This is a genomic window from Corallococcus llansteffanensis, from assembly GCF_003612055.1.
Classification (GTDB): Bacteria; Myxococcota; Myxococcia; order Myxococcales; family Myxococcaceae; genus Corallococcus; species Corallococcus llansteffanensis.
Map to the genome: position 1 here is coordinate 1 of NZ_RAWB01000108.1, position 20835 is coordinate 20835.

General features: G+C 69.3%; 15 protein-coding genes. 8 read left to right on the forward strand and 7 right to left on the reverse strand.

Annotated elements, in window-relative coordinates:
- Positions 1–200, reverse strand: a 200-nt coding sequence (locus tag D7V93_RS12805; protein ID WP_504739567.1) for a DNA topoisomerase IB-related protein, incomplete at its 3' end; no start/stop codon positions are given.
- A gap of 281 nt (positions 201–481) precedes the next feature.
- Here D7V93_RS12805 and D7V93_RS12810 point away from each other — a divergent pair.
- The 3 genes from D7V93_RS12810 to D7V93_RS12820 all read left to right on the forward strand — a co-directional run bounded on the left by D7V93_RS12810 (position 482) and on the right by D7V93_RS12820 (position 9118).
- A complete protein-coding gene (locus tag D7V93_RS12810; protein WP_120643674.1) occupies positions 482–1294 on the forward strand; it encodes a hypothetical protein in 813 nt (270 codons plus the stop codon).
- Positions 1295–1409: 115 nt separating this feature from the next.
- On the forward strand, positions 1410–3569 hold the full coding sequence (locus D7V93_RS12815) for a hypothetical protein (protein WP_120643675.1): 2160 nt from the start codon (positions 1410–1412) through the stop codon (positions 3567–3569).
- Positions 3570–3589: 20 nt separating this feature from the next.
- Positions 3590–9118 carry a DNA repair ATPase gene (locus D7V93_RS12820; RefSeq protein ID WP_120643676.1) on the forward strand — a complete coding sequence of 1843 codons (5529 nt, stop codon included), beginning with the start codon at positions 3590–3592 and terminating at the stop codon, positions 9116–9118.
- Positions 9119–9142: 24 nt separating this feature from the next.
- Here the strand turns inward: D7V93_RS12820 and D7V93_RS12825 are convergent, their stop codons facing one another.
- Positions 9143–9841: an expansin EXLX1 family cellulose-binding protein gene (locus D7V93_RS12825; protein WP_120643685.1), complete on the reverse strand. Its 699-nt coding sequence runs from the start codon at positions 9839–9841 to the stop codon at positions 9143–9145.
- A gap of 116 nt (positions 9842–9957) precedes the next feature.
- Here D7V93_RS12825 and D7V93_RS12830 point away from each other — a divergent pair, with 116 nt between their 5' ends.
- Positions 9958–10560 (forward strand): hypothetical protein, encoded by a 603-nt coding sequence (locus D7V93_RS12830; RefSeq protein WP_120643677.1) that lies wholly within the window; start codon positions 9958–9960, stop codon positions 10558–10560.
- Between the two features lie 92 nt (positions 10561–10652).
- Here the strand turns inward: D7V93_RS12830 and D7V93_RS12835 are convergent, their stop codons facing one another.
- On the reverse strand, positions 10653–12494 hold the full coding sequence (locus D7V93_RS12835) for a vWA domain-containing protein (RefSeq protein WP_120643678.1): 1842 nt from the start codon (positions 12492–12494) through the stop codon (positions 10653–10655).
- Positions 12495–12634: 140 nt separating this feature from the next.
- Here D7V93_RS12835 and D7V93_RS12840 point away from each other — a divergent pair, with 140 nt between their 5' ends.
- Positions 12635–13123 (forward strand): VOC family protein, encoded by a 489-nt coding sequence (locus D7V93_RS12840; protein ID WP_120643679.1) that lies wholly within the window; start codon positions 12635–12637, stop codon positions 13121–13123.
- Here D7V93_RS12840 and D7V93_RS12845 read toward each other — a convergent pair.
- The 4 genes from D7V93_RS12845 to D7V93_RS12860 all read right to left on the reverse strand — a co-directional run bounded on the left by D7V93_RS12845 (position 13083) and on the right by D7V93_RS12860 (position 17949).
- Complete coding sequence (locus tag D7V93_RS12845; protein WP_120643680.1) at positions 13083–14207, reverse strand: heparan-alpha-glucosaminide N-acetyltransferase domain-containing protein; 1125 nt, start codon at positions 14205–14207, stop codon at positions 13083–13085. The two genes, D7V93_RS12840 and D7V93_RS12845, sit on opposite strands and share 41 nt — an antisense overlap.
- 66 nt (positions 14208–14273) lie before the next feature.
- Positions 14274–16151 (reverse strand): hypothetical protein, encoded by a 1878-nt coding sequence (locus D7V93_RS12850; RefSeq protein ID WP_120643681.1) that lies wholly within the window; start codon positions 16149–16151, stop codon positions 14274–14276.
- A gap of 102 nt (positions 16152–16253) precedes the next feature.
- The gene (locus D7V93_RS12855; protein ID WP_244237276.1) at positions 16254–16802 is read right to left on the reverse strand and encodes a thioredoxin-like domain-containing protein; all 549 of its coding nucleotides are present in this window, start codon (positions 16800–16802) and stop codon (positions 16254–16256) included.
- 31 nt (positions 16803–16833) lie between these two features.
- Entirely contained in the window at positions 16834–17949 is a 1116-nt protein-coding gene (locus D7V93_RS12860; RefSeq protein WP_120643683.1) for a hypothetical protein, read from the reverse strand.
- Positions 17950–18114: 165 nt separating this feature from the next.
- On the opposite strand from D7V93_RS12860, the gene D7V93_RS12865 reads away from it, so the two are divergent.
- The 3 genes from D7V93_RS12865 to D7V93_RS12875 all read left to right on the forward strand — a co-directional run bounded on the left by D7V93_RS12865 (position 18115) and on the right by D7V93_RS12875 (position 20755).
- Entirely contained in the window at positions 18115–19980 is a 1866-nt protein-coding gene (locus D7V93_RS12865; RefSeq protein WP_120643684.1) for a M2 family metallopeptidase, read from the forward strand.
- 122 nt (positions 19981–20102) lie between these two features.
- Positions 20103–20306, forward strand: a complete 204-nt coding sequence (locus tag D7V93_RS12870; protein WP_120610827.1) for a cold-shock protein — start codon at positions 20103–20105, stop codon at positions 20304–20306.
- A 245-nt stretch (positions 20307–20551) separates the two neighbouring features.
- A complete protein-coding gene (locus tag D7V93_RS12875; RefSeq protein ID WP_120610828.1) occupies positions 20552–20755 on the forward strand; it encodes a cold-shock protein in 204 nt (67 codons plus the stop codon).
- The last annotated feature ends 80 nt before the right edge of the window (positions 20756–20835 follow it).

Consider the following 20835-nt stretch of genomic DNA (forward strand, 5'->3'; position numbering starts at 1 on the left):
GCCCCGTCCCGGCCCACCGCCTGGAGCCGGGCGGAGGCCTTCGTCGCGATGGCCACCTCCGTCCACGCCGGGGGCAGCCGCAGCGCTTCGATGCGCTCGCGCTCCGCCGCAGACACCGGGCGGCCCGTCGCATCCACGTAGCGGAAGCCCCGCTTCATCGTCCCGAGCCGCCGGTGGCCATCCTGGCGCAGGCGCTCCAACTGCGTCAGGCCACGGGCGCTCCGACGGCCTGGAGGCGTGCCCGGCTCGGTTTCCGATACTGCGAGGTGGGAGGTCATCGCTGTCATCCGGGGCCGGGGGCCAGGACACCTGGACGCCAGGGCTCACCCTGTAGTGCGCAGCCCACTTGCGACCGGCAAGCCGCTCGCAACCTGGAGGCACGCACAGCAGGCAGGCGGAAAAGCCCCGGGTGGCATTTTCGGTTGGAGGTGCAGTCGTTTAGACTCCGGTTCAACTCCCACCCGCAGAGTATTCCCGAGGCATGACGACCTTCCTCGACGCCCTCGTGGCGTTCCCGACCGCGATCTTCACCATCCTCCTGGGGGTGGTGCTGGCCTATTGGCTGTGCGTGATCATTGGCGCGGTGGGCATCGACGTGCTGGACGGCGACGTCCACATGGACTTGGAAGGCGGCGCCAAGGCGGTGAGCGGCGCGTTCGAGGGCGGGGCCAAGGCCACCTCGGGGTTGCTCGAGGGCGGCGCGAAGGCCGTTTCGGGGCACGGACATGGCGGGCACTCGCACGTGCATGACGCCGAGGCCGCCACCGGGCTGATGTCGTTGCTGGGCTTCGGCGGCATCCCCATCACGGTGTCGGTGAGCCTGGTGGTGTTCCTGTCCTGGTCGCTGTCGCTCGTGAGCGGACTGCCGGTGCACACGGCGCTCTCCATGCTGCCTTCGTGGCTCGTCAGCACGGGCCTGGGCCTGGCCTGCTTCGCGGTGGGGACGACGGTGGGCGGACTCGCGGTGCGCCCCCTGCGCCCCATCTTCATCGCCAAGCGCGCCCCGGGCCGCGAGGCCCTGATGGGCCGGGTGTGCAACATCTCCAGTGGCAGCGTCACGGCGCGCGACGGCCACGCGACCTTCAACGACGGGGCCGCGGGCCTCATCCTCAACGTCGTCTGTGAAAAGCCCAACCAGCTCAAGCGGGGCGAGCCGGCGTTGATCCTCGGCTACGACGCCGAGCGCGGTGTGTACGAGGTGGAGCCGGTGGACTGGCTCCTGCCCCAGGAAATGGAGCAGCTTCGCGATCCGCTCAAGGCAGCGGCTGTCGCGAGGGCCCGCTCGCAGCGATGAACATTGGCGTCCTCCGGACCTTCCGGACGGGCGCGACAATCGGCACCGGGTGGCTTTCGCGGGGGACCCCGAGTGCTTGGAACAAGGCCCGCCCAACGGACTTCACAGGAAGGCCATGGATCCCATCAGCCTGGCAGCAATCATCGGCGGCGGCGTCATCATCCTCTTCGGCATCTTCGTCAGCGTGGCGAAGTTCTACCGCCAGGTGGATCAAGGCAAGGTGCTCATTGTCAACACGATGAAGACCGAGCCCACGGTGACGTTCACCGGCGCCGTCGTCCTCCCCATCGTCCACCGCGCGGAGGTGATGGACATCTCGCTGAAGACGGTCGAAATCGACCGCCGCGGCAAGGAAGGCCTCATCTGCCAGGACAACATCCGGGCGGACATCAAGGTCACCTTCTTCGTGCGCGTGAACAAGACCCGCGAGGACGTGCTCAAGGTCGCCCAGTCCATCGGCTGCGTGCGCGCCAGCGACCAGGAGACGCTGGAGAACCTCTTCGAGGCCAAGTTCTCCGAGGCCCTCAAGACGGTGGGCAAGAGCTTCGACTTCGAGCAGCTCTACACCAAGCGCGATGAGATCAAGGACAAGGTGGTCGGCACCATCGGCCGCGACCTCAACGGCTACATGCTGGAGGACTGCGCCATCGACTTCCTCGAGCAGACCCCGGTGGAGATGCTCGACAAGGACAACATCCTGGACGCCCAGGGCATCCGGAAGATCACCCAGCTCACCACCGAGCAGAACGTCTTCACCAACGAGCTGCGCCAGTCCGAGCGCATGGCCGTGACGAAGCGCGACGTGGAAGCCGACGAGGCCATCTTCGCCCTGCAGCGTCAGCGCGAAGAGGCCGCCGCCAAGCAGCGCCGGGAGATCGACAGCATCCAGGCGCGCGAGACGGCCGAGGCCGACCGCGTGAAGAGCGAGGAGTTCGCCAAGGCGCAGCTCGCGCGCATCAAGGCGGAAGAAGAGATCGCCATCAACGAGGAGAACAAGACGCGCCAGGTGCAGGTGGCGCAGAAGAACCGCGAGCGCGTGGTGGGCGTGGAGACCGAACGCGTGGAGAAGGACCGCGCCCTGGAGGCCATCAACCGCGAGCGTGAGACGGAGCTGCAGCGCATCTCCAAGGAGAAGGCGCTGGAGGGGGAGAAGAAGGCCATCGCCGACGTGGTGCGCGCCCGCATCGCGGTGGAGAAGACCGTCGCCCAGGAAGAGGAGAACATCAAGGACCTGCGCGTGACGTCGGAGGCCCGTCGCAACAAGGACGCCATCATCATCGCCGCGCAGGCGCACGCGGAGGAGTCGTCCGTCAAGGACATCCAGGCCGCGGACGCGAGCGCGAAGATCGCCGTCTTCCTCGCCAAGGAGAGGCTGACCCTGGCCGAGGCGGACCTGGAGGCCGCGGACAAGTCGGCCAAGGCGAAGATGCGGCTGGCCGAGGGCATCCAGGCCGAGTCCGCCGCCGCGGGGCTCGCCAACGTGCGCGTGCGGGAAGCGGACGCGGTCGCCACGGAGAAGCTGGGCATGGCGCAGGTGCGCGTGAAGGAGGCCGAGGCCTCCGTCATCCAGAAGCAGGGCCAGGCGCAGGCCTCCGCGACGCGCGAGAAGCTGCTCGCCGAGGCGTCCGGCCTGGAGGAGAAGGGCATGGCCCAGGCCCGCGTGCAGGAGGCGGAAGCTGGCGCCATCCACAAGCGCGGCGAGGCGGAGGCGTTCGCCATGCGCGAGAAGCTGCTCGCCGAGGCCGCCGCCATCCAGGAGAAGCTGATGGCCGAGGCGCGGGGCCTGTCGGAGAAGGCCACCGCGATGAAGGCCCTGGACGGCGTGGGTCGTGAGCACGAGGAGTACCGCCTGCGCCTCAACAAGGAGCGCGACGTGGAGCTGGCGGCCATCAACGTGCGCAAGGACATCGCGCAGGCCCAGGCCTCCGTGCTGGGCCAGGCCTTCAGCAACGCGAAGTTCCAGATCGTCGGCGGCGACGGGAAGTTCTTCGAGAACTTCATCAAGGCCGTGTCCTTCGGCAGCTCGGTGGACGGCGCGCTGGACCACGGCGAGGCGCTGAAGAAGGCGCTCGGCGGCTACCTCAACGGTGAGAAGGACCTGCCGGCGGACCTGAAGGAGATCCTCTCCAAGCCGGGCCTCACCAACGACGCGCAGAACCTGGCCGTCGCCGCGCTGCTCAACCGGATGTCGGTCAACCCCACCGTCTCCACCGCCGCCGGCATCAAGGCGCTGGTGCAGACGGAGGCCGCGGCCCTCCTCGAAAAGCAGGGCTGAAAGCAGGGGGATGAACAGCCATGGCGACTGACGGTGGAAAGACTCCGGGCACCCCTGTGCCCGGGGGCGAGGCGACGCTGGAGGGCGGCAGCTACGAGGTCATCCGTGCGCGCCTGCACTCCCAGGCGGACGCGCTGGCGACGCGCGCGAACGACCTCAACGGGCGGCGCAAGGCGTTGTTCGGCGGCACGGAGCTCACCGTCATCGGCAACGAGCGGGTGCGCACGGAGAACAACTGCGTCCCGCGCGACATCGTCAGCGTCGGGAAGTACCTCCTCTTCGGCTACAACGTCTTCATCGGCCTGAAGAAGGAGACCGTGGTTTCGGACGTCTTCTCGCTGCACCGCTTCGAGAAGACGGCCGAGGGCTTTGATTTGTCCGCCGTGCCTCCCATGGAGGCCGGCGGCTTCCTCGCGGACCCGCGGTTCGTGAAGGACTTCGGCGAGCTGTACAAGTACTACAAGGACGCGAAGCTGCTGCAGTTGCGCCGTCGCGACTCGCGCCTGCTGGCGGTGTTCCAGACGGGCCAGTCCGCGCGCGACCTCAAGGTCTTCCGCTTCAACGTGGACGTGGAGGGCCGCGCCACCTACGTCGACAACCAGGGCGAGCGCGACCACGTCTTCCCGCCGTCGCACGACTTCGAGTGGACGGTGGCAACGCGCGAGCAGTACGTGCTGGGCCAGCACCCCCACGTCAACGTGCTGGATCAGGTCTTCGTGGAGACGGTGAAGGGCGACCTCACCATCAAGGTGGAGGACAACACCACCACCGGCATGGGCATCTACAGCGAGCCGGTGGATGATCCGGATCAGTCGCTGGACGACGCGGAGTTCGCCTGGACGCAGGTGGGCGGCCTCATCCTGCTGCGCGTGCTCCCGTTCCGGGAGAAGGCACACCGCTACCTCGTCTTCAACGCGCGCACCCAGCACGTGGTGCGCATCGACGCCATCGGCCAGTCGTGCGTGCGGCTGCCGGAGGACCAGGGCATCGTCTTCCCCGGCGGCTACTACCTGCAGACGGGCGACTACAAGGTCTTCGACGGCGCGTCGGACGGGATGGAGTTCCACCAGGCGGTGCGCTCGCCCAACGGGGAGGACGTGCTCTACGTCTTCCACCGCCGGGACGAGGGCAGCTACGTGCTGTTCCCGTACAACCTGGTGCGCAAGGAGGTGCAGACGCCGCTCGTCTCCAACGGCATGAGCCTCTTCGCGGACGGTGGGCTGGTGGTGTTCCGCGCCACGTCGCAGGAGCCCACGCGCGTGCACCCCATGCAGGTGTGGCAGACGCCGTTCGTCTCCGACGAGCACGCCGCGCAATTGCCCCCCGCGCCAGGCTACCTGGGCAAGGTGGGCAACGCGGAGCTGGTGCGCGGCATCAGCGACGCGCTGACGCTGCCGCGCGTGGCGAAGACGGACAAGCCCACCCGCCGCACCTACGAGGACCTGGTCTCCGCGGCCACGCGGGCCCTGGACGCGTACTACTGGCTGGGCAACGCGGAGGTCGGGCTCCAGGAGCCCATTGAACTCCTGCGGCGCACCTCCGAGCTCATCATCGATGAGTTCGAGAAGGTCCTCGCGATGCGCAAGCGCGCCGAGGAGTCGCTCGCGCAGGCGTCGCAGGCGCAGGAGACGCTGCTGCTCCAGGCCCAGCCGGAGGGGCTCACCGACGCCGAGGGCTTCATGCGGGCGCTGGCGGACCTGCGCCGGCACCGGGGACACCTCATCACCCTGAAGGACGTCCGTTACATGGACCTGGGGCGCGTGGACGCCCTGGAGCAGGCGGTGGTGGCCGCGTCCGATGCCGTGAGCACCGCGGCCGTGGACTTCCTCCAGAAGGGGGAGGCCCTGCAGCCGCTGGCCACCCGGCTGGACGACCTGCTCACGCGGCTGGAGCCGGTGACGACGACGGCGGAGCTGGCGCCGCTGGCGGAGGACGTGGAGCGCACCGGCCAGGGCCTGGAGGTGCTGGGCGAGGTGGTGGGCGGGCTCCAGGTGGGCGACCCTCTGGCGCGCGCGCGTATCCTGGAGGGCATCTCCGAGCTGTTCAGCCGCCTCAACCGTGTGCGCGCGGGGCTCCAGGCGCGGCGCAAGGAGCTGAGCAGCAAGGAGAAGCGCGCGGAGTTCGGCGCGCAGTTCAAGCTGCTGGGCCAGAGCATCGAGAACGCGCTGTCGCAGGCGGACTCGCCGGAGAAGTGCGACGAGGCGCTGTCGCGGCTCACCGTGATGCTGGAAGAGCTGGAGGGCCGCTTCGGCGAGTTCGACGAGTTCCTCGGGCAGATCACCGTCAAGCGCGAGGAGCTGCTGGAGGCCTTCGGCGCGCGCAAGCAGTCGCTGGTGGACGAGCGCCAGCGCCGCGCGTCCGGCCTCTTCAGCGCCGCGGAGCGCATCCTCCAGGGCGTGCAGCGGCGGGCGAAGTCGTTCAAGGCGGACGACGAGCTCAACGCCTACTTCGCGTCCGACGCGATGATCCTCAAGCTGCGGCAGCTGGCGGAACAGCTGCTCGCGCTCCAGGACAGCGTGCGCGCGGACGAGGTGCTGTCGCGGGTGAAGTCCGCGAAGCAGGACGCCCTGCGCGCGCTGCGCGACCGGCAGGACCTGTTCGAGGGCGGCGAAGGGCTCATCAAGCTGGGGCCCTACCGATTCCACGTCAACACCCAGCCCCTGGACCTGACGCTGGTGCCGCGCGACGGCGCGCTGTACCTGCAGCTCACCGGCTCCGACTACACGCAGAAGCTGGAGGACCCGGAGCTGCTCAAGTACCGCGAGCTCTGGGATCAGCACCTCGTCTCCGAGACGCGCGACGTGTACCGCGCGGAGTACCTCGCCGCCGGCCTGCTGATGGACGCGGAGGAGGGGAAGGGCGGCCACACGCTGACGGCGCTGTACGAGGCCGGCGCGCAGGGCCAACTGCTGGAGCGTGTGCGCGCGTACGCGGCGGAGCGCTTCGACGAGGGCTACGAGCGCGGCGTGCACGACGCGGACGCGGCGGCCATCCTGGAGAAGCTGCTCGCGCTGCACCAGGGCGCGGGCCTGCTGCGCTTCGCCCCGGTGCCGCGTGCCTGGGCCGCGCTCTACTGGGCGTTCGACCCGGACGAGACGCTCCGGGGCGTGTTCCACCGGCGCGCGCGGAGCCTCGCGCGGCTGCGTGAGGCGTTCGACACCACGTCGGACCTGGTGGCGCTGGGCGACGAGCTGGGCGGACGGGTGCTCGCGTTCCTCCAGGGCCACGGGCTCCAGGCGTCGCCCGCGGAGGGCCGGCAGGCGGGCCGCTACCTCGTGGAGGAGCTGGCGGTGGAGCGTCCGCGCTTCACGACGAGCCGCGAGGCCCTGGCGGTGAAGGACGCCTTCCTGGCGCACCTGGACCGGCACGGGTCGCGCACCGCGTTCGACGAGGACCTGCGGGGCCTGGAGAAGAACCTGCCCGAGCGCCTGCGCATCGCGCGGGCGTGGGTGGATGCATTCCTCGCGAAGCGCGAGGGCGGCGCGGGCGAGGCGGCCTACGTCGCGCTGGAGACGGCCGTCGTGCTCGTCACCGAGCGCAAGCTGGACCGTGAGACGGCGGGCGCCATCACCTCCACGGAGGCCACGGGCCTCTTGGGCAGCCACCCGCGCGTGCAGGACCGGAAGCTGGCGCTGCGCCTGGACGAGTTCCTGTCCCGCCTGGGCGAGTTCCGCCAGGTGCGCGTGCCCGCGTACACGGCCTACCGCGCGTACCTGCGCGACCTGCTGGACAGGGAGCGGCGCAAGCTGCGGCTGGAGGAGCTGACGCCCAAGGTGCTCACGAGCTTCGTGCGCAACCGGCTCATCGACGAGGTGTACCTGCCGCTCATCGGCGCCAACCTGGCCAAGCAGCTGGGCGCGGCGGGCGAGGGCAAGCGCACGGACCGCATGGGCATGCTGCTGCTCATGTCGCCGCCGGGCTACGGCAAGACGACGCTGATGGAGTACGTGGCCAGCCGCCTGGGCCTCACCTTCGTGAAGGTGAACGGGCCGGCGCTGGGCCATGCGGTGACGTCGTTGGATCCGGCGGAGGCGCCCAACGCCACCGCGCGGCAGGAGGTGGAGCGCATCAACCTGTCCTTCGAGATGGGCAACAACGTGATGCTCTACCTCGATGACATCCAGCACACGGATCCGGAGCTGCTCCAGAAGTTCATCTCCCTGTGCGACGGCCAGCGCCGCGTGGAGGGTGTCTGGAATGGCCAGACGCGCACGTATGACCTGCGCGGCAAGAAGTTCTGCGTGGTGATGGCGGGCAACCCGTACACCGAGACGGGCGAGCGCTTCCGCATCCCAGACATGCTCGCCAACCGCGCGGACACGTACAACCTGGGCGACATCCTGGACGGCAAGGAGGAGCTCTTCTCGCTCAGCTACCTGGAGAACGCGCTCACCTCCAACCCGGTGCTGGCGCCGCTGGCCACGCGCGATCCGCAGGACGTGCACCGCCTCATCCGGATGGCGAAGGGCGAGGAGGTGCCCGCGGGCGAGCTGAAGCACGGCTACGCGGCGGCGGAGCTCCAGGAGATCGTCGCCGTCTTCCAGCGGCTGTTCCGCGTGCAGCAGGTGCTGCTCAAGGTGAACCTCCAGTACATCGCGTCCGCCGCGCAGGACGAGCGCTTCCGCGTGGAGCCCCCGTTCAAGTTGCAGGGCAGCTACCGCAACATGAACAAGATGGCGGAGAAGGTCGTCTCCGCGATGACGGACGACGAGCTGGAGCGGAGAATCGACGACCACTACCAGGGCGAGTCCCAGACGCTCACCACCGCCGCCGAGCAGAACCTGCTCAAGCTTCAGGAGATGCGCGGGCGTCTGACGCCGGAGAAGGCGAAGCGCTGGGAGGAGATCAAGCAGGGCTTCGCCCGCGTGAAGCGCATGGGGGGCAAGGAGGACGACCCCGTGGCGCGCGTCACCGGGCAGCTGGGCGCCATCGAGGAGCAGCTGGGCGCGGTGCGCGACGCCGTGGTCCAGGCCGCGGCACAGGCCGGCAGCGCCCCGGACGTGGATCCGTTGGTGGAGGTGGCCCCGCACCTGGAGGCCCTGCGCGAGGCCGTGCTGGAGGTGGCCCGCGTGGGCCGCGAGACGGCCGCCGCGAAGCAGGCCCCCGCACCGGTGACCGTGGCGGCGCCGACGGCTCCGGCAACGGACCTGGCGCCGTACCTCAAGCACCTGGCCCAGCTGCTCAAGGCCCTCACGGAGCGGGTGGCGGCCCAGGCCGAACCGCCCACCTTGAGGAATGTCCCCGTGCCGGCCCAAGCCCCCGACTTCGGGCCGTACCTCGCTCAGCTCTCCCACGCCATCACCGCGCTGGCGGACCGGCCGGTGTCGGTGTCCATGCCTTCGCAGGCGGAGTCCCTGCAGCGCGCGGCGAGCGGCCCGACTCCGGCGGAGCTGAGCCGGCAGATTGAGCTGGTGGAGGGCGCGCTGCTGCCCCTGGAGCGCGCTGCCCGCCGCAACGTGCAGGGCGAAGGGGAGGGCATCAAGGCCCTCCAGGTCTGGCAGGGCATCACCGAGGCGCTGGAGCTGCTGCGCGGCATGCTGCGGCGGTAGCGCTTCGCCCGGAGCGGTTCGCGCCTACTTCTGGGGCGCGAACTGCTCCGCCCCGTCCACTGTCTTGCCGTCCAGCACCTCGGCCAGCGTGTCGGTGAGCTGCTGGCCGTCGCTGGCGGTGACGCGCACCTGGAAGCTGCCTTCGCCCACGCCGTCCCCTGTGACGAAGTAGTTGTAGCTCTCGCGCTTCAGGGCCTTCCAGTCGCCGCCGCCGCGCTTCCATTCGAGCTTCTGGATGGGCAGCCGGTGGTTGCGCACCTGGATGGCGGTCCACCACGGGTTGCTGCCTTCCTTGAAGCGGTACTGCACGGGGCCGGCGACGTCACAGGACACCGGTGTCCAGGTGATGTCCACCCGGCCGTCCTTCATCTCCGCCACCTTGGCGAAGGCCTCGCGGCTCAGGTCCAGGTGGTCCTTCTCGCAGTCGGGACAGGAGTCGACGATGCGAACGCGCACGTTGCCCTTGGGCCCCACGATGTCCACGCACGCCCCGCAGGCGGCGCTGTCGTCGTAGTGGTCGGGGCTCATCGCCGCCACCATCAGGTCGCCGCCCCGGTCGAAGCTGCAATTGCCGTCCCCCTTGGCGTCGTAATAGGTCGCAATCCCTTTCTGCTCCGAGCCCAGCGTCACGCCGCCCCCGGAGGCGGAGTCTCCGCAGCCTCCACAGGCGAGCGAGGCCACGGCCAGCAGCAGCGAAGGTTTCCATGCAGAGGGTCGGTTCATGCCGCGCAGCATACACGCGCTGCCTTGCGTCAAGGACAGACATGCCCCGTGTCCTGGTCGGGCCGGTGGGGCTTGATAGGGTACGGTCTTTCCCCGGAAGGAAAGGTATCCAGAAAATGAACAGCCTCACGCGTGCGGTATGTCTGGGTTCGGCGCTGGTCCTCTCGGCCTGTGGTGGGCCGGAGCCGGTGGAGGAGGGCGAGGCGTTGGGGCAGCAGTCCGCGGGCCTGACGACGGCGTCCTCGCAGGGCTGCAACTACTCGGTGTCCACGGTCCTGGTGACGGCGTCGCCCGCATCGCATGACGTCGTGTTGACCCGTACGGGTGGCACGGGCTGCCCCCTTCCGACGGGCGCGTCGGTGGTGGTCGCCCACGTCGTGAAGGACAGGCCCTCGTCGCTCGCGCTCGTGGGCAACAGCCTGGGACTCGCGGTGGGCTTCGTGATGCGGACGGGGCCGTTGGAGCCCGCGCGGTACAAGTACGCGCTCCGGCACGTGAACCCGGCGACGCTGGGGACCGTGCGCAGCGCGGACTTCGCCTGCGACTACGGCACGGGTGACATCTACACGGGCACGCTCAGCCTCTCGGGGGACGGCACGGGGGTGGGTGTCTCCGGCACCAAGACGGGGCTGATCAATGGCCAGGCGGGGAACTACTACACGGCCACCTTCTTGAACTTCTTCACCAGCACCACGCCGCCCACCTACTCCGTCTACTGAGGCGCTGAAAAACACCCCGCCCGCCACCGGTGGATGCCGGTGGCGGGCGGGGTCCCCTTGCTGCACATTCCGAAGGTGTCCGTCGCTGGGGTTCAGCGGCCCCGGGCGGACGCGCTGGTCAGCGCGCGGGCCTGGGTGATGAGCTTCACGAACTCGGTGCGGTCGCTGTCCGTGCCCACGGCGCTCTCCGCGAGCTTCTGCGTGGTGGAGAGGCTCCAGCCCTCGGCGGCGGGGGCGGCGCGGAGGATGTCCGCGGTGGCGCCCACGGCCACGGCGAAGCGGAAGTCGGGCGACGCGGCCTCCAGGGACGCCTTCAGCTGCGAGCGCGTGAGGGGGAAGGCCTGCTCCTTGGCCTCGGTGCCGTTGGGCGCCTTGGCGCGGATGCGCACCGTGGCCAGCTCCTGCGCCTCGCCCGTCAGCTCCACCTCGTACAGCGCCGTCACGGTGTGGCCCGCGCCAATCTCACCCGCGTCCACCTTGTCGTCGCGGAAGTCCTTGTCCGCGATGTCCCGGTTCTCGTAGCCCATCAGGCGGTAGCGGCTCACGGCCTTGGGGTTGAACTCCACCTGGAACTTCACGTCCTTGGCGATGACTTCCAGCGTGCCGGTGAGCTGGGTCTCGAAGACCTTGCGCGCCTCCTTCATGCTGTCCACGTAGAAGCTGTTGCCGTTGCCCTTGTCGGCCAGCTGCTCCATCAGCGAGTCGTGGTAGTTGCCCATGCCGAAGCCGACCGTGGTGAGGGTGACGCCCTCGGACACGTACTTCTGCACGCTGGCCAGCATGTCCTTCGCGCTCAGGTTGGGGCCGATGTTGGCGTCGCCGTCCGTGAGCACCACCACGCGGGACACCACGCTGCCGGAGGCCTTCTTCACCGCGTGCTTGTAGGCCGTCTCCATGCCGGAGCCCATGGCCGTGCCGCCGCCCGCAGCCAGCGTGTCCAGCGCCGCGTGGATCTTCTTCACGTCCGTGGCGGGCGTGGGCGCCAGCACGTCCCGCGTGGACCCCGCGTAGGTGACGAGCGCCACGGTGTCGTTCTCATTGAGGTTCTTCACCGCGATCTTGATGGACTCCAGCGCCAGCGGCAGCTTGTCCGACGACGCCATGGAGCCGCTGGTGTCCACCAGGAACACCAGGTGCGCGGGCTTGCGCTGCGAGCGCGAGACGACCTTGCCCTGCACGCCCACGCGCACGAAGTGGCGGCGCGCGTTGAAGGGCGAGGGCGCGCCCTCCAGGTGCACCGTGAAGGCGCCTTCTTCCGGCGGGGCGTAGCGGTACTTGAAGTAGTTGACGAACTCCTCCACGCGCACCGCCTGGGCGGGCGGCAGCTGGCCCTGCTGCAGGTAGCGCCGCGCCATGGAGTAGGAGGCCGTGTCCACGTCCGCCGCGAAGGTGGACAGCGCGTCCTTCGTCGTCTCGGTGAAGGCGTTGGGCTTGTACACCTCGAAGGTGTTGCCGCCCTCGTTCAGGGACTTGTCCGTGTCCTGGTCCTTCTTGGCCTTCTCCTTCGCGAAGTCGCCCATCGCGTCCACGGCGCCGCCGCTCACGCCCTGCGCCACCTCCATGGGCTTCGAGGGCATGGCGCGCCTCGAGGCCTCCCTCTTCGCCTCGGGGGACGGCTGCGCGCGGCCCATCGGCGCGGGCGCGATGGACGGGCTCGACGGAGGAGGCGGGGCCATGAGGGCTGCCGTGCCGCCGCTCCGGGCGGACTCGTTCTCTTCGGGCGCTTCCAGCGCGGCCACCTGGGAGGGCTCGGGGGCGGCGTCGTCCTGGGGGGCGGTCTTGTAGCGCCTGGAGGACTCCTCCTGCCTCACCTGACCCTGGCTGAGCCCCTGCTGCTCCGAGGGGCTCGAGGTGGAGCACGCGGCCACGAGGCCCGCCGAGAGGAGGGCACCACTGAGGAAGGACACGCGGCGCTTCGAGAAGAACGGGGACATTCGGGCTCCCAGGCAGGCAGTTGAAGGCGTGGGCTTCAAAACGGCCGACTTCCGGAATGGGTTTATCCGGTGAATTTTTCCCGCCGCCGGACGTGGCCCGCGCTTGCGTGGGGAAACCCCATTTGCGACGGTGCCCGCCCATGGAGACGACACGACCGTTCCGGATTCTGGGCATCCAGCAGATCGCCGTCGGAGGGCTGGACAAGGGCGCCCTGCGCAGGCTGTGGGTGGACACGCTGGGCCTTCAGGCCCACGGCACCTACCGCAGCGAACGTGAGAACGTGGACGAAGACATCGTCGTGGCGGGCGCGGGCCCCTTCAAGGTGGAGGTGGACTTGATGCAGCCCGTCAACCCCGACGGCCGCCCGAAGGTGCACGACCCGGCGCTCAACCACGTCGGGCTGTGGGTGGACGACCTGGCGACGGCCGTGAAGTGGCTGGAGGGGCAGGGGATGCGCTTCACCCCCGGCGGCATCCGCAAGGGCGCGGCGGGCTTCGACGTGTGCTTCATCCACCCGAAGGCGAGTGATCAGTTCCCGCTGAGCGGCGAGGGTGTGCTCATCGAACTGGTGCAGGCCCCGCCGGACGTCATCCGCGCCTTCGAGCAGGCCGCATCCACGGGCCACTGAGCGCAAGCTGGCGGACGCGCGCGAAGCCCTTCTTCAGCGCGCGCTCCACCGGATCCACCGCGAGACACAGGACGTACGTGCAGGCGATGAGCAGCACCACGAGCCCCGCGTACTGGAGCCACCCGCTGGAGTCGCCCCAGACGCGCTGGAACGAGAAGACGCCGCCGAGCCGGTAGAACAGCAGCATCTCGTGGAAGAAGTACGCGGACAGCGACGCCGTCCCGAACACCTCCAGGAAGCGGCGTGCGCGCGAGGGCTTCGCGTCCGGCGCCATCCGCCCCTCCACCTTCAGCAACACGAGCAGCACCGCGCAGACCCACATGAACCGGGTGGCGGAGTTGGAGGGGTTGGTGACGAAGAAGCGGTGCGGGGGGTAGAGGCCTCCGAGGAAGTGGGGCGTCAGCGTCCCCACGAGCCCCAGCGCGATGAGGAAGGCCAGGGACCGCGAGAGCCCCGCGCGGCCCCACGCGCCCGCGATGGTGCCCGCGAAGGCGCCCAGCCACGCGAAGCCCACCCACGGCAGCAGGGGGAAGGTGGCCCAGGAGGACTTGCGCAGGAACGACGCCCAGGGCTCCCCGGCGTTGTCGAAGAGGGGCGCGATCGCGAACGCGACCATCGCCAGCACGAACGCCGTGGCCGCGAGGGCGCGAGGGCGGAAGGCGAGCAGCGCCGCCAGGGGCAGGGTGATCAGCAGGCACAGGGCGACGCAGTGGAGGATGTCCAGGCGCAGCAGCCACACCGGCTCGCGCAGCACGGGGAACCAGGCCGCGTTGACGAGCGCGGCGACCGCGAACACCTCCGCGATGCGGCGCAGGTTGCGGGGCACGCGCTCGCGAAGCACGCCCGCCGCGGCGCTGCGCACCATCAGCAGGCAGAGCGCGAACCCGGCGGAGAAGATGAACGCGGGGGCCACCAGCCCGTCGAGCCTCAACAGCCAGCCGGTCCACACGCTCTTGCGCAGCTCGGGGGTGAGCAGCGCGAGCGCGTGGGTCTGGATCATGAAGAGGACGGAGAGTCCGCGCAGCCAGTCGATGGCGCGGATGCGCTCGCGGGAGGCGGGGGTCGGAAGGGGCAGGGCGCTCAAGGCGGCGCTACCCTACGTCGGTCCCGCGGGCGGTTGCACGCGCCCGCGGGACCGGGACTCCGTTCGCTACCAGGTGACGGCGTCGAGGTACGCCGTCCCCTTCCAGGTGCCACTCGTCTGGAACTCCACGCCCAGTTGATACAGCGGCGTGGTGGATCCGGACGGCAGCTTCACGGTGATGGCGTTCCACGCTCCGGCCGTGAGGCTGCCCACGGCCACCCAGTTGCCCGTCCAGCGCCAGTTGCTGGCCGCGCCCTCCAGGGCATAGGGCTGCACGCCGAGGATCTTGCTCCCGGTCGGGAGCCACAGCCGGAACGTCACCGTCCGGCCGGAGGCCACGGCCGCGTTGGCCACGGCCACGGTGCCACTGCCGGACGTGCCATTGAAGGGCACGGCCAGCGAACGGGTGCCCGCGTAGGCCTTCGTGGTGCTGGTGCTGACGGCCGACAGTGCGGCGCCGCCTGCGGTGAAGCCCTGCGCGCCGGACTCGAAGCCATATTTCGACGGATCCGTGGAGGTGCCCGCATCGGACGAACCGCTGCCGGCGTCCGGGCTCGTGCCACCGTCAGTGCCTGCATCCGGGCGCGTGCCACCGTCCACACCACCGTCGACGCCGCCATCCGGACGCGTACCGCCATCGGTCGGCGGGGTGCCCGCGTCGACAGGAGGCGTCCCCGCATCGGATGATCCGCCGCCGCCCGGAAGCGGCAGCGTGGTGCCGATCGCGGGCAGCAGCAGCCCCCCGGCCTGGAGGAACGTCTTCGCGCGCTGCTTCAGGTACGGCTGCCCGTCGGTGGCGAGGTCGTTCTGATAGGAGCTCTGTCCGCCCGCGCCCGCGCCGTAAAGGAGGGCCACGACTCCCACGTTGGCGAACTTGCGTCGGTGCAGGTCACCGCTCGCGCCGAAGAAGTACTCGGTGCGGTTGTCCTTGTAGCCCTGTCGCGCGCCGCCCGCGTTGTTGATGTTGAGGTGGTTGGAGTTGCCCAGGGGGATCTGCCACAGCACCCAGCGCTTGCCGCTGGTCTGGTTGAAGAGGCGCAGCCACTCCGCGTAGCGGTTGAACGACCGGGACGTGATGGACGCCATGTCGCTCATGTCCCAGGTGTGGTCCTGGCCCTGCGTGAGCCGGTAGAAGTCCGCATCGCGGTCCAGCGGATCCCCCACGAGCACGTCGTAGGTGGTGCCCGTGACGTTGGTGGCGAGCCCCAGTGGCTTGAGGAAGTTGACGACCTTGTCGACCTCCGGCTGGAGCGGATCCGTGAGGGAGTCGTAGGCGATGTCCTTGCCGCTGGCCCACGCGGAGATGTGCAGGCCGAGCACGACGTTGTTCGCGCCCACGGCCTTGCGCAGCTGGAGGAACGCCAGGCTCCAGCCCGCCACGGTGTTGGGCAGGCCCGCGAGCTCCGGCATGCCCGAGGCGGCGATCGCCGCGTACGCGTTGGGGTTGGAGTTCGTCTGGAACTGCATGAAGCCGACGGCGTCCGGCTCCACGTGCACGAAGACGGGAGCGCCGAAGGTCTTCGCGCGCTGGAGGAGCAGCTTCACGTCCTCGAAGTAGGAGCGCATGGTGCTGGCGTTCTTCAGCTTCGCCAGCGTCTCCTGCTCGCCGCCGCCCGGCTCACCGAAGAGCTGGTAGTAGGTGACGACGGGGACGTAGCCCTGCGCCTTCGTCTCGGTGAAGAAGCTGGCGGCCCAGCTGCCATCGTGGGCGCCGTAGCCCCAGTTGTCCGCCCAGCCCTTGGTGAAGTAGCGGTAGCGCGCATCCCAGGGGACGTCGCTGTCACGCATCCAGTTCTGGCCGGCCTCCTCGAAGAGGCCTACCATCATGCGGTTCTGGAAGGCCGGGGGGATGGGGCCCTGCACACCGGCGGCGTGGGCCGACATCGCCCCGAGACACGTCAGCGTCAGCAGCGCCGCGAGGGCGCGTCGTATGGGGTTGATCATGGAGGCGCTAGTACGCTTCGGCCCCCGTATGCCTTCCGGCCTTGACGACTTCGCTCCCCTGTCCGACAGGTCACCGGGCCGTGGCGCGAGCCCCCGCCATGCTCAAGGCGAGCAGCCCAGCTCGGGCTCGGGGGCTTCCTTGTCCTGGAGCGCGAGCAGGCACTCGAGCGCTTCCGGATCCACGGAGTCCATCAGGTACGTGCGGCGCCACAGCAGCGCGGCGAAGCGCTTGGGAAGCTGCGCATCGGGCGCGACGAGGGCGCGGCGCACGCCGTTGCTGCCCTGGGCGGCAATGGCCCGCGCGGCCTCCAGCTTCGCGACCTCGTCGGGGCAGCCGCCTTCCTCCGGGCAGTTGTAGAGGAACACCGCATGCCCGTGCTCCAGGTTGTGCAGCCACGAGCAGCGCGGCTGCTCCGTGGTGAAGCTCCGGCACGACAGCCACGTGGTGCAGTGCATGCCGGAGTTGGGCGGGTTCTCACCGTTGCCGCACCCGGTGCTGCTGCACGAGCTCACGTGACTGGCGGACGGTGTGTCGGACAGTGGGAACGCGAACCGCTCGCAGGCCTCACCCCCGGGAGTGGGCGGATCCTCGGTCGTCGAACCGCAGGCGAGGCACAGCGAGAAGAGGAGGGCGGGGAGGGCGCGAACCATCCGCCGCGTCATATCGCAATCATCTCCGCATTCATCCGGGTGCGACGCCGCGCCGCTCCACGTCGAGCCCGCTCAGCCCCCGGATGCCCATGCCTTCGAGCAGGCGCAGGAAGTCCGCGGGAGGCAGGCTGCCGCCCGTGACATGGCGCGAGGAGCCGTCCTCGCAGACCTCCTCCTGGGACGCCGGCTCGCCGCTCCGCATCAGGCCACCCAGGTCCACGGGTGCGCGGCTCCTCAGCGTGAAGTCCACGCGGCCTTCCAGATAGCCGGTGTTGGCCGCGATGACGATGTGGTCCGGCATGCGTTGCGACCAGCGCACCGCGACCAGCGGATGCACCTGCGCTTCGGAGCTGAACATGAGGAGCACCTTGTTGCCCGCGAAGCGCGGTGGCGTCTTCGCGCACCGGGCCACCTCGCGTTGGACCTCCAGGCGACAGTCGCGCAGCGCATCCACCCCCAGCACACGGCTTTCGAGGATGTCCGACGCGCTGCCCGCGCGCAGCAGCACCTGCATCGCCAGCGGGGTCGCGACACGGTGGGAGCGGCACGTCGCGTTCAACAGCGACACGGCCTCGAGGACCGCCGTGCGCTTCGCCCGCCGCAGCGCATCCTTCAGGTAGGGCATCGGCGCGTCCACGCCCAGGGCCGCCACCGTTCCCAGCACGGCCAGCCACTCCAGCGGACCGGGCACGACGAAGGGCGACGTCAGCACGTACGTCAGCAGGCTGGTGTTGGCGACGGGCTCGTGGGCGCGCGTCGTCAGGACCCGCGCTTCGGGGGGATACCCGTCGGACGCGAACCGGTCGCCGCGCTCCACGACGAGCGTGGGGACGCCCTTGAGCAGCGGCCCTCCGCCCCGGCTGCCCGTGTTGAGCACCACCAGCCGCTCCGCCGGGAACGTGGCCAGCCGCTCCAGGAAGGACGGAGTGTGCAGATCCTCCCCCTTGCCCGGAAGCCGCGCCGTCGGGCGTGCCCCCAGCGACTGGAGCGCGCGCAGCATCAGGACCCCGGAGGCGAGCCCATCCACGTCCGGGTGCGGCACGACGAGGACGGGGCGGCCCCGGCACCCCTCCAGGAACCCCCGTGCTTCCGTCAGCGCCTCGTCCGGCACGGGCCAAAGCGGGTCCCTGGTGTGTCCCAGCAGCATGGATGAAAACTGTGACTCCCTGTAGCTGCGCGGCAGGGAGCGGCTGTCGCGGCTGCCTGCTCTCCGGTCGGCCCCGTGGGAATGGATCGGGACGCAACGTGTCACGCGCGGCCCGCCTGACTTCGCGGGTGCGAGGGCTGGGCACTTCCCATAGTGTCCGCGCCCATGACCCGCACCCCCTTCCTGCAGCCCCTGATGCGCGCGGCCCTGGCCGCCCTGTCGCTCGCGGCCACCACCGCGGGCGCGCAAGCGACGCCCGCTCCCGCCACCAAGGCCACGCCCGCTCCCGCCGCCAAGGCCACGCCCGCAGAGGCGAAGCAGTTCGCCGCGAAGCTGAACACGGACCTGAAGCAGCTCTGGACCCGGCAGGCCACCGCCGAGTGGATCAAGAGCACGTACATCACCGACGACACGGAGCGGAACGCCGCGTCCATCAACGAAGAGGTGATGGCCTACGTCAACGGCGCCATCAAGGAGTCGCGCCGCTTCGACGGGCTGAAGCTGGATGCGGACACCGCGCGCATGCTGCACCTGCTGCGCGTCTCCCAGACGCTGCCCGCCCCGGCCAACGCCACCCAGCGCGCGGAGCTGGCCACCACCGCCGCGAAGCTGGAGGGCCTGTACGGCAAGGGCAAGTACTGCGGCAAGGACGGCAAGGGGAAGTGCCGCGACCTGGAGGAGCTGTCCGACGTGATGGCGGAGAGCCGCAACGCGGATGAGCTGCTCGACGCGTGGCAGGGCTGGCACTCCATCAGCCGCCCCATGCGGCCCCTGTACTCGCAGCTCGTCACCCTCTCCAACGCGGGCGCGAAGGACATCGGCTTCAGCGACCTGGGCACGCTCTGGCGCTCGTCGTACGACATGCAGCCGGCGGAGTTCGAGCAGGAGGCGCAGCGGCTCTGGGGCCAGGTCAAGCCCATGTACGACGAGCTGCACTGCTACGTGCGCGGCCGGCTCGCCAAGCAGTACGGCGAGGCGAAGGTGCCCGCCGGCAAGCCCATCCCCGCGCACCTGCTGGGCAACATGTGGGCGCAGGAGTGGAACAACATCTACCCGCTGGTGGAGCCGTTCCCCGGCCAGGCCAACCTGGACGTCGGCGCCACGCTGGTGAAGCAGGGCTATGACTCGCAGAAGATGGTGAAGCTGGGGGAGAAGTTCTTCACCTCGCTGGGCCTCAAGCCGCTGCCGCAGTCCTTCTGGGAGCGCTCGCAGTTCACCAAGCCGAAGGACCGCGACGTCGTCTGCCACGCCAGCGCCTGGGACGTGACGTACGACAACGACCTGCGCATCAAGATGTGCATCAAGCCCACCGAGGAGGACCTGGTCACCATCCACCACGAGCTGGGCCACAACTACTACTACACGTACTACTACAAGCTCCCCGTCCTCTTTCAGGCCGGCGCCAACGACGGCTTCCACGAGGCCATTGGCGACGCGCTCACGCTCTCCATCACCCCGGGTTACCTCCAGCAGGCGGGCCTGTTGAGCGCGGTGGAGAAGAACGACAAGAACGTCATCAACCTCCAGCTCAAGGACGCGCTGGAGAAGGTGGCCTTCCTGCCCTTCGGCCTGCTCGTGGATCAGTGGCGCTGGGACGTCTTCAGCGGGAAGGTGAAGCCGGCGGACTACAACAAGAGCTGGTGGGAGCTGCGCCAGAAGTACCAGGGCGTGGCCGCGCCGGTGGCCCGCACGGAGCAGGACTTCGACCCGGGCGCCAAGTACCACGTGCCCGCCAACGTGCCGTACACGCGCTACTTCCTCGCGCGGATCCTCCAGTTCCAGTTCCACAAGGCGCTGTGCGAGGCGGCCGGCATCAAGGGCCCCCTCAACGAGTGCTCCATCTACGGCAACAAGGCGGCGGGCCAGCGGCTCCAGGCGATGCTGGAGCTGGGCGCGAGCAAGCCGTGGCCGGAGGCGCTCGCCGCGATGACGGGCGGCAAGCAGATGGATGCCACGCCGATGCTGGAGTACTTCGCCCCGCTGCGTCGTTGGCTGCAGGAGCAGAACAAGGGCCAGAAGTGCGGTTGGTAGCCTGCTCGGGGAGTAGACAGGTTCCGGGACGGGCGTCTAGGCTTCCGCCCGTCTTGTAGGGACGACTCTCTGTGGGACCGGACGGCGACTCTTCCTGTCCGCGATGAAAGAAGAACAAGGCAATGGCGACCGGTACCGTGAAGTGGTTCAACGATGCGAAGGGCTTCGGCTTCATCACCCAGGACGGCGGGGGCGAGGACGTGTTCTGCCACCACACCGCCATCAACATGGACGGCTTCCGCTCGCTGGCCGAGGGCCAGAAGGTGGAGTTCGAAGTCACCAAGGGCCCCAAGGGCCTGCAGGCGCAGAACGTTCGCGGCGTCTGAACCCGTCGTCATCCTGACGACTTCCTGATTCGCCAGAAGGTCCGATCCATTCCAGGGTCGGGCCTTCTGTGTTTCCGGCTGCACGCCCGGCCTACCTGCAAGGGTCCGAAGTGTGACGGAAAGCGAAAGAGGGGAGTGGACTTCTCCCAGAGCGGGTGCCTAGTGTGCGCCCGTCTTGTAGGGTTGACTCTCTGTAGGGCCGGACGGCGACTTTCCCTGTCCGCGATGGAAAGAAGAACAAGCAAATGGCTACCGGTACCGTGAAGTGGTTCAACGATGCGAAGGGCTTCGGTTTCATCACGCAGGACGGCGGGGGCGAGGATCTCTTCTGCCACCACACGTCCATCCAGGCGGATGGCTTCCGCTCGCTGGCCGAAGGCCAGAAGGTGGAGTTCGACGTCGCCAAGGGCCCCAAGGGCCTGCAGGCGCAGAACGTTCGCCCCATCTGAGCCCGTCGTCGTCATCCTGACGACAGCGTGATTCACCAGAAGGTCCGATCCTTGAGTGGGTCGGGCCTTCTGTATTTTCC

What these genes read in the sequence shown, in the direction of transcription:
- D7V93_RS12810 (WP_120643674.1), top strand. Translation starts at nt 482, where the DNA reads ATGACGACCTTCCTCGACGCCCTCGTGGCGTTCCCGACCGCGATCTTC.
- D7V93_RS12815 (WP_120643675.1), top strand. Translation starts at nt 1,410, where the DNA reads ATGGATCCCATCAGCCTGGCAGCAATCATCGGCGGCGGCGTCATCATC.
- D7V93_RS12820 (WP_120643676.1), top strand. Translation starts at nt 3,590, where the DNA reads ATGGCGACTGACGGTGGAAAGACTCCGGGCACCCCTGTGCCCGGGGGC.
- D7V93_RS12825 (WP_120643685.1), bottom strand. Translation starts at nt 9,841, where the DNA reads ATGAACCGACCCTCTGCATGGAAACCTTCGCTGCTGCTGGCCGTGGCC.
- D7V93_RS12830 (WP_120643677.1), top strand. Translation starts at nt 9,958, where the DNA reads ATGAACAGCCTCACGCGTGCGGTATGTCTGGGTTCGGCGCTGGTCCTC.
- D7V93_RS12835 (WP_120643678.1), bottom strand. Translation starts at nt 12,494, where the DNA reads ATGTCCCCGTTCTTCTCGAAGCGCCGCGTGTCCTTCCTCAGTGGTGCC.
- D7V93_RS12840 (WP_120643679.1), top strand. Translation starts at nt 12,635, where the DNA reads ATGGAGACGACACGACCGTTCCGGATTCTGGGCATCCAGCAGATCGCC.
- D7V93_RS12850 (WP_120643681.1), bottom strand. Translation starts at nt 16,151, where the DNA reads ATGATCAACCCCATACGACGCGCCCTCGCGGCGCTGCTGACGCTGACG.
- D7V93_RS12855 (WP_244237276.1), bottom strand. Translation starts at nt 16,802, where the DNA reads ATGGTTCGCGCCCTCCCCGCCCTCCTCTTCTCGCTGTGCCTCGCCTGC.
- D7V93_RS12860 (WP_120643683.1), bottom strand. Translation starts at nt 17,949, where the DNA reads ATGCTGCTGGGACACACCAGGGACCCGCTTTGGCCCGTGCCGGACGAG.
- D7V93_RS12865 (WP_120643684.1), top strand. Translation starts at nt 18,115, where the DNA reads ATGACCCGCACCCCCTTCCTGCAGCCCCTGATGCGCGCGGCCCTGGCC.
- D7V93_RS12870 (WP_120610827.1), top strand. Translation starts at nt 20,103, where the DNA reads ATGGCGACCGGTACCGTGAAGTGGTTCAACGATGCGAAGGGCTTCGGC.
- D7V93_RS12875 (WP_120610828.1), top strand. Translation starts at nt 20,552, where the DNA reads ATGGCTACCGGTACCGTGAAGTGGTTCAACGATGCGAAGGGCTTCGGT.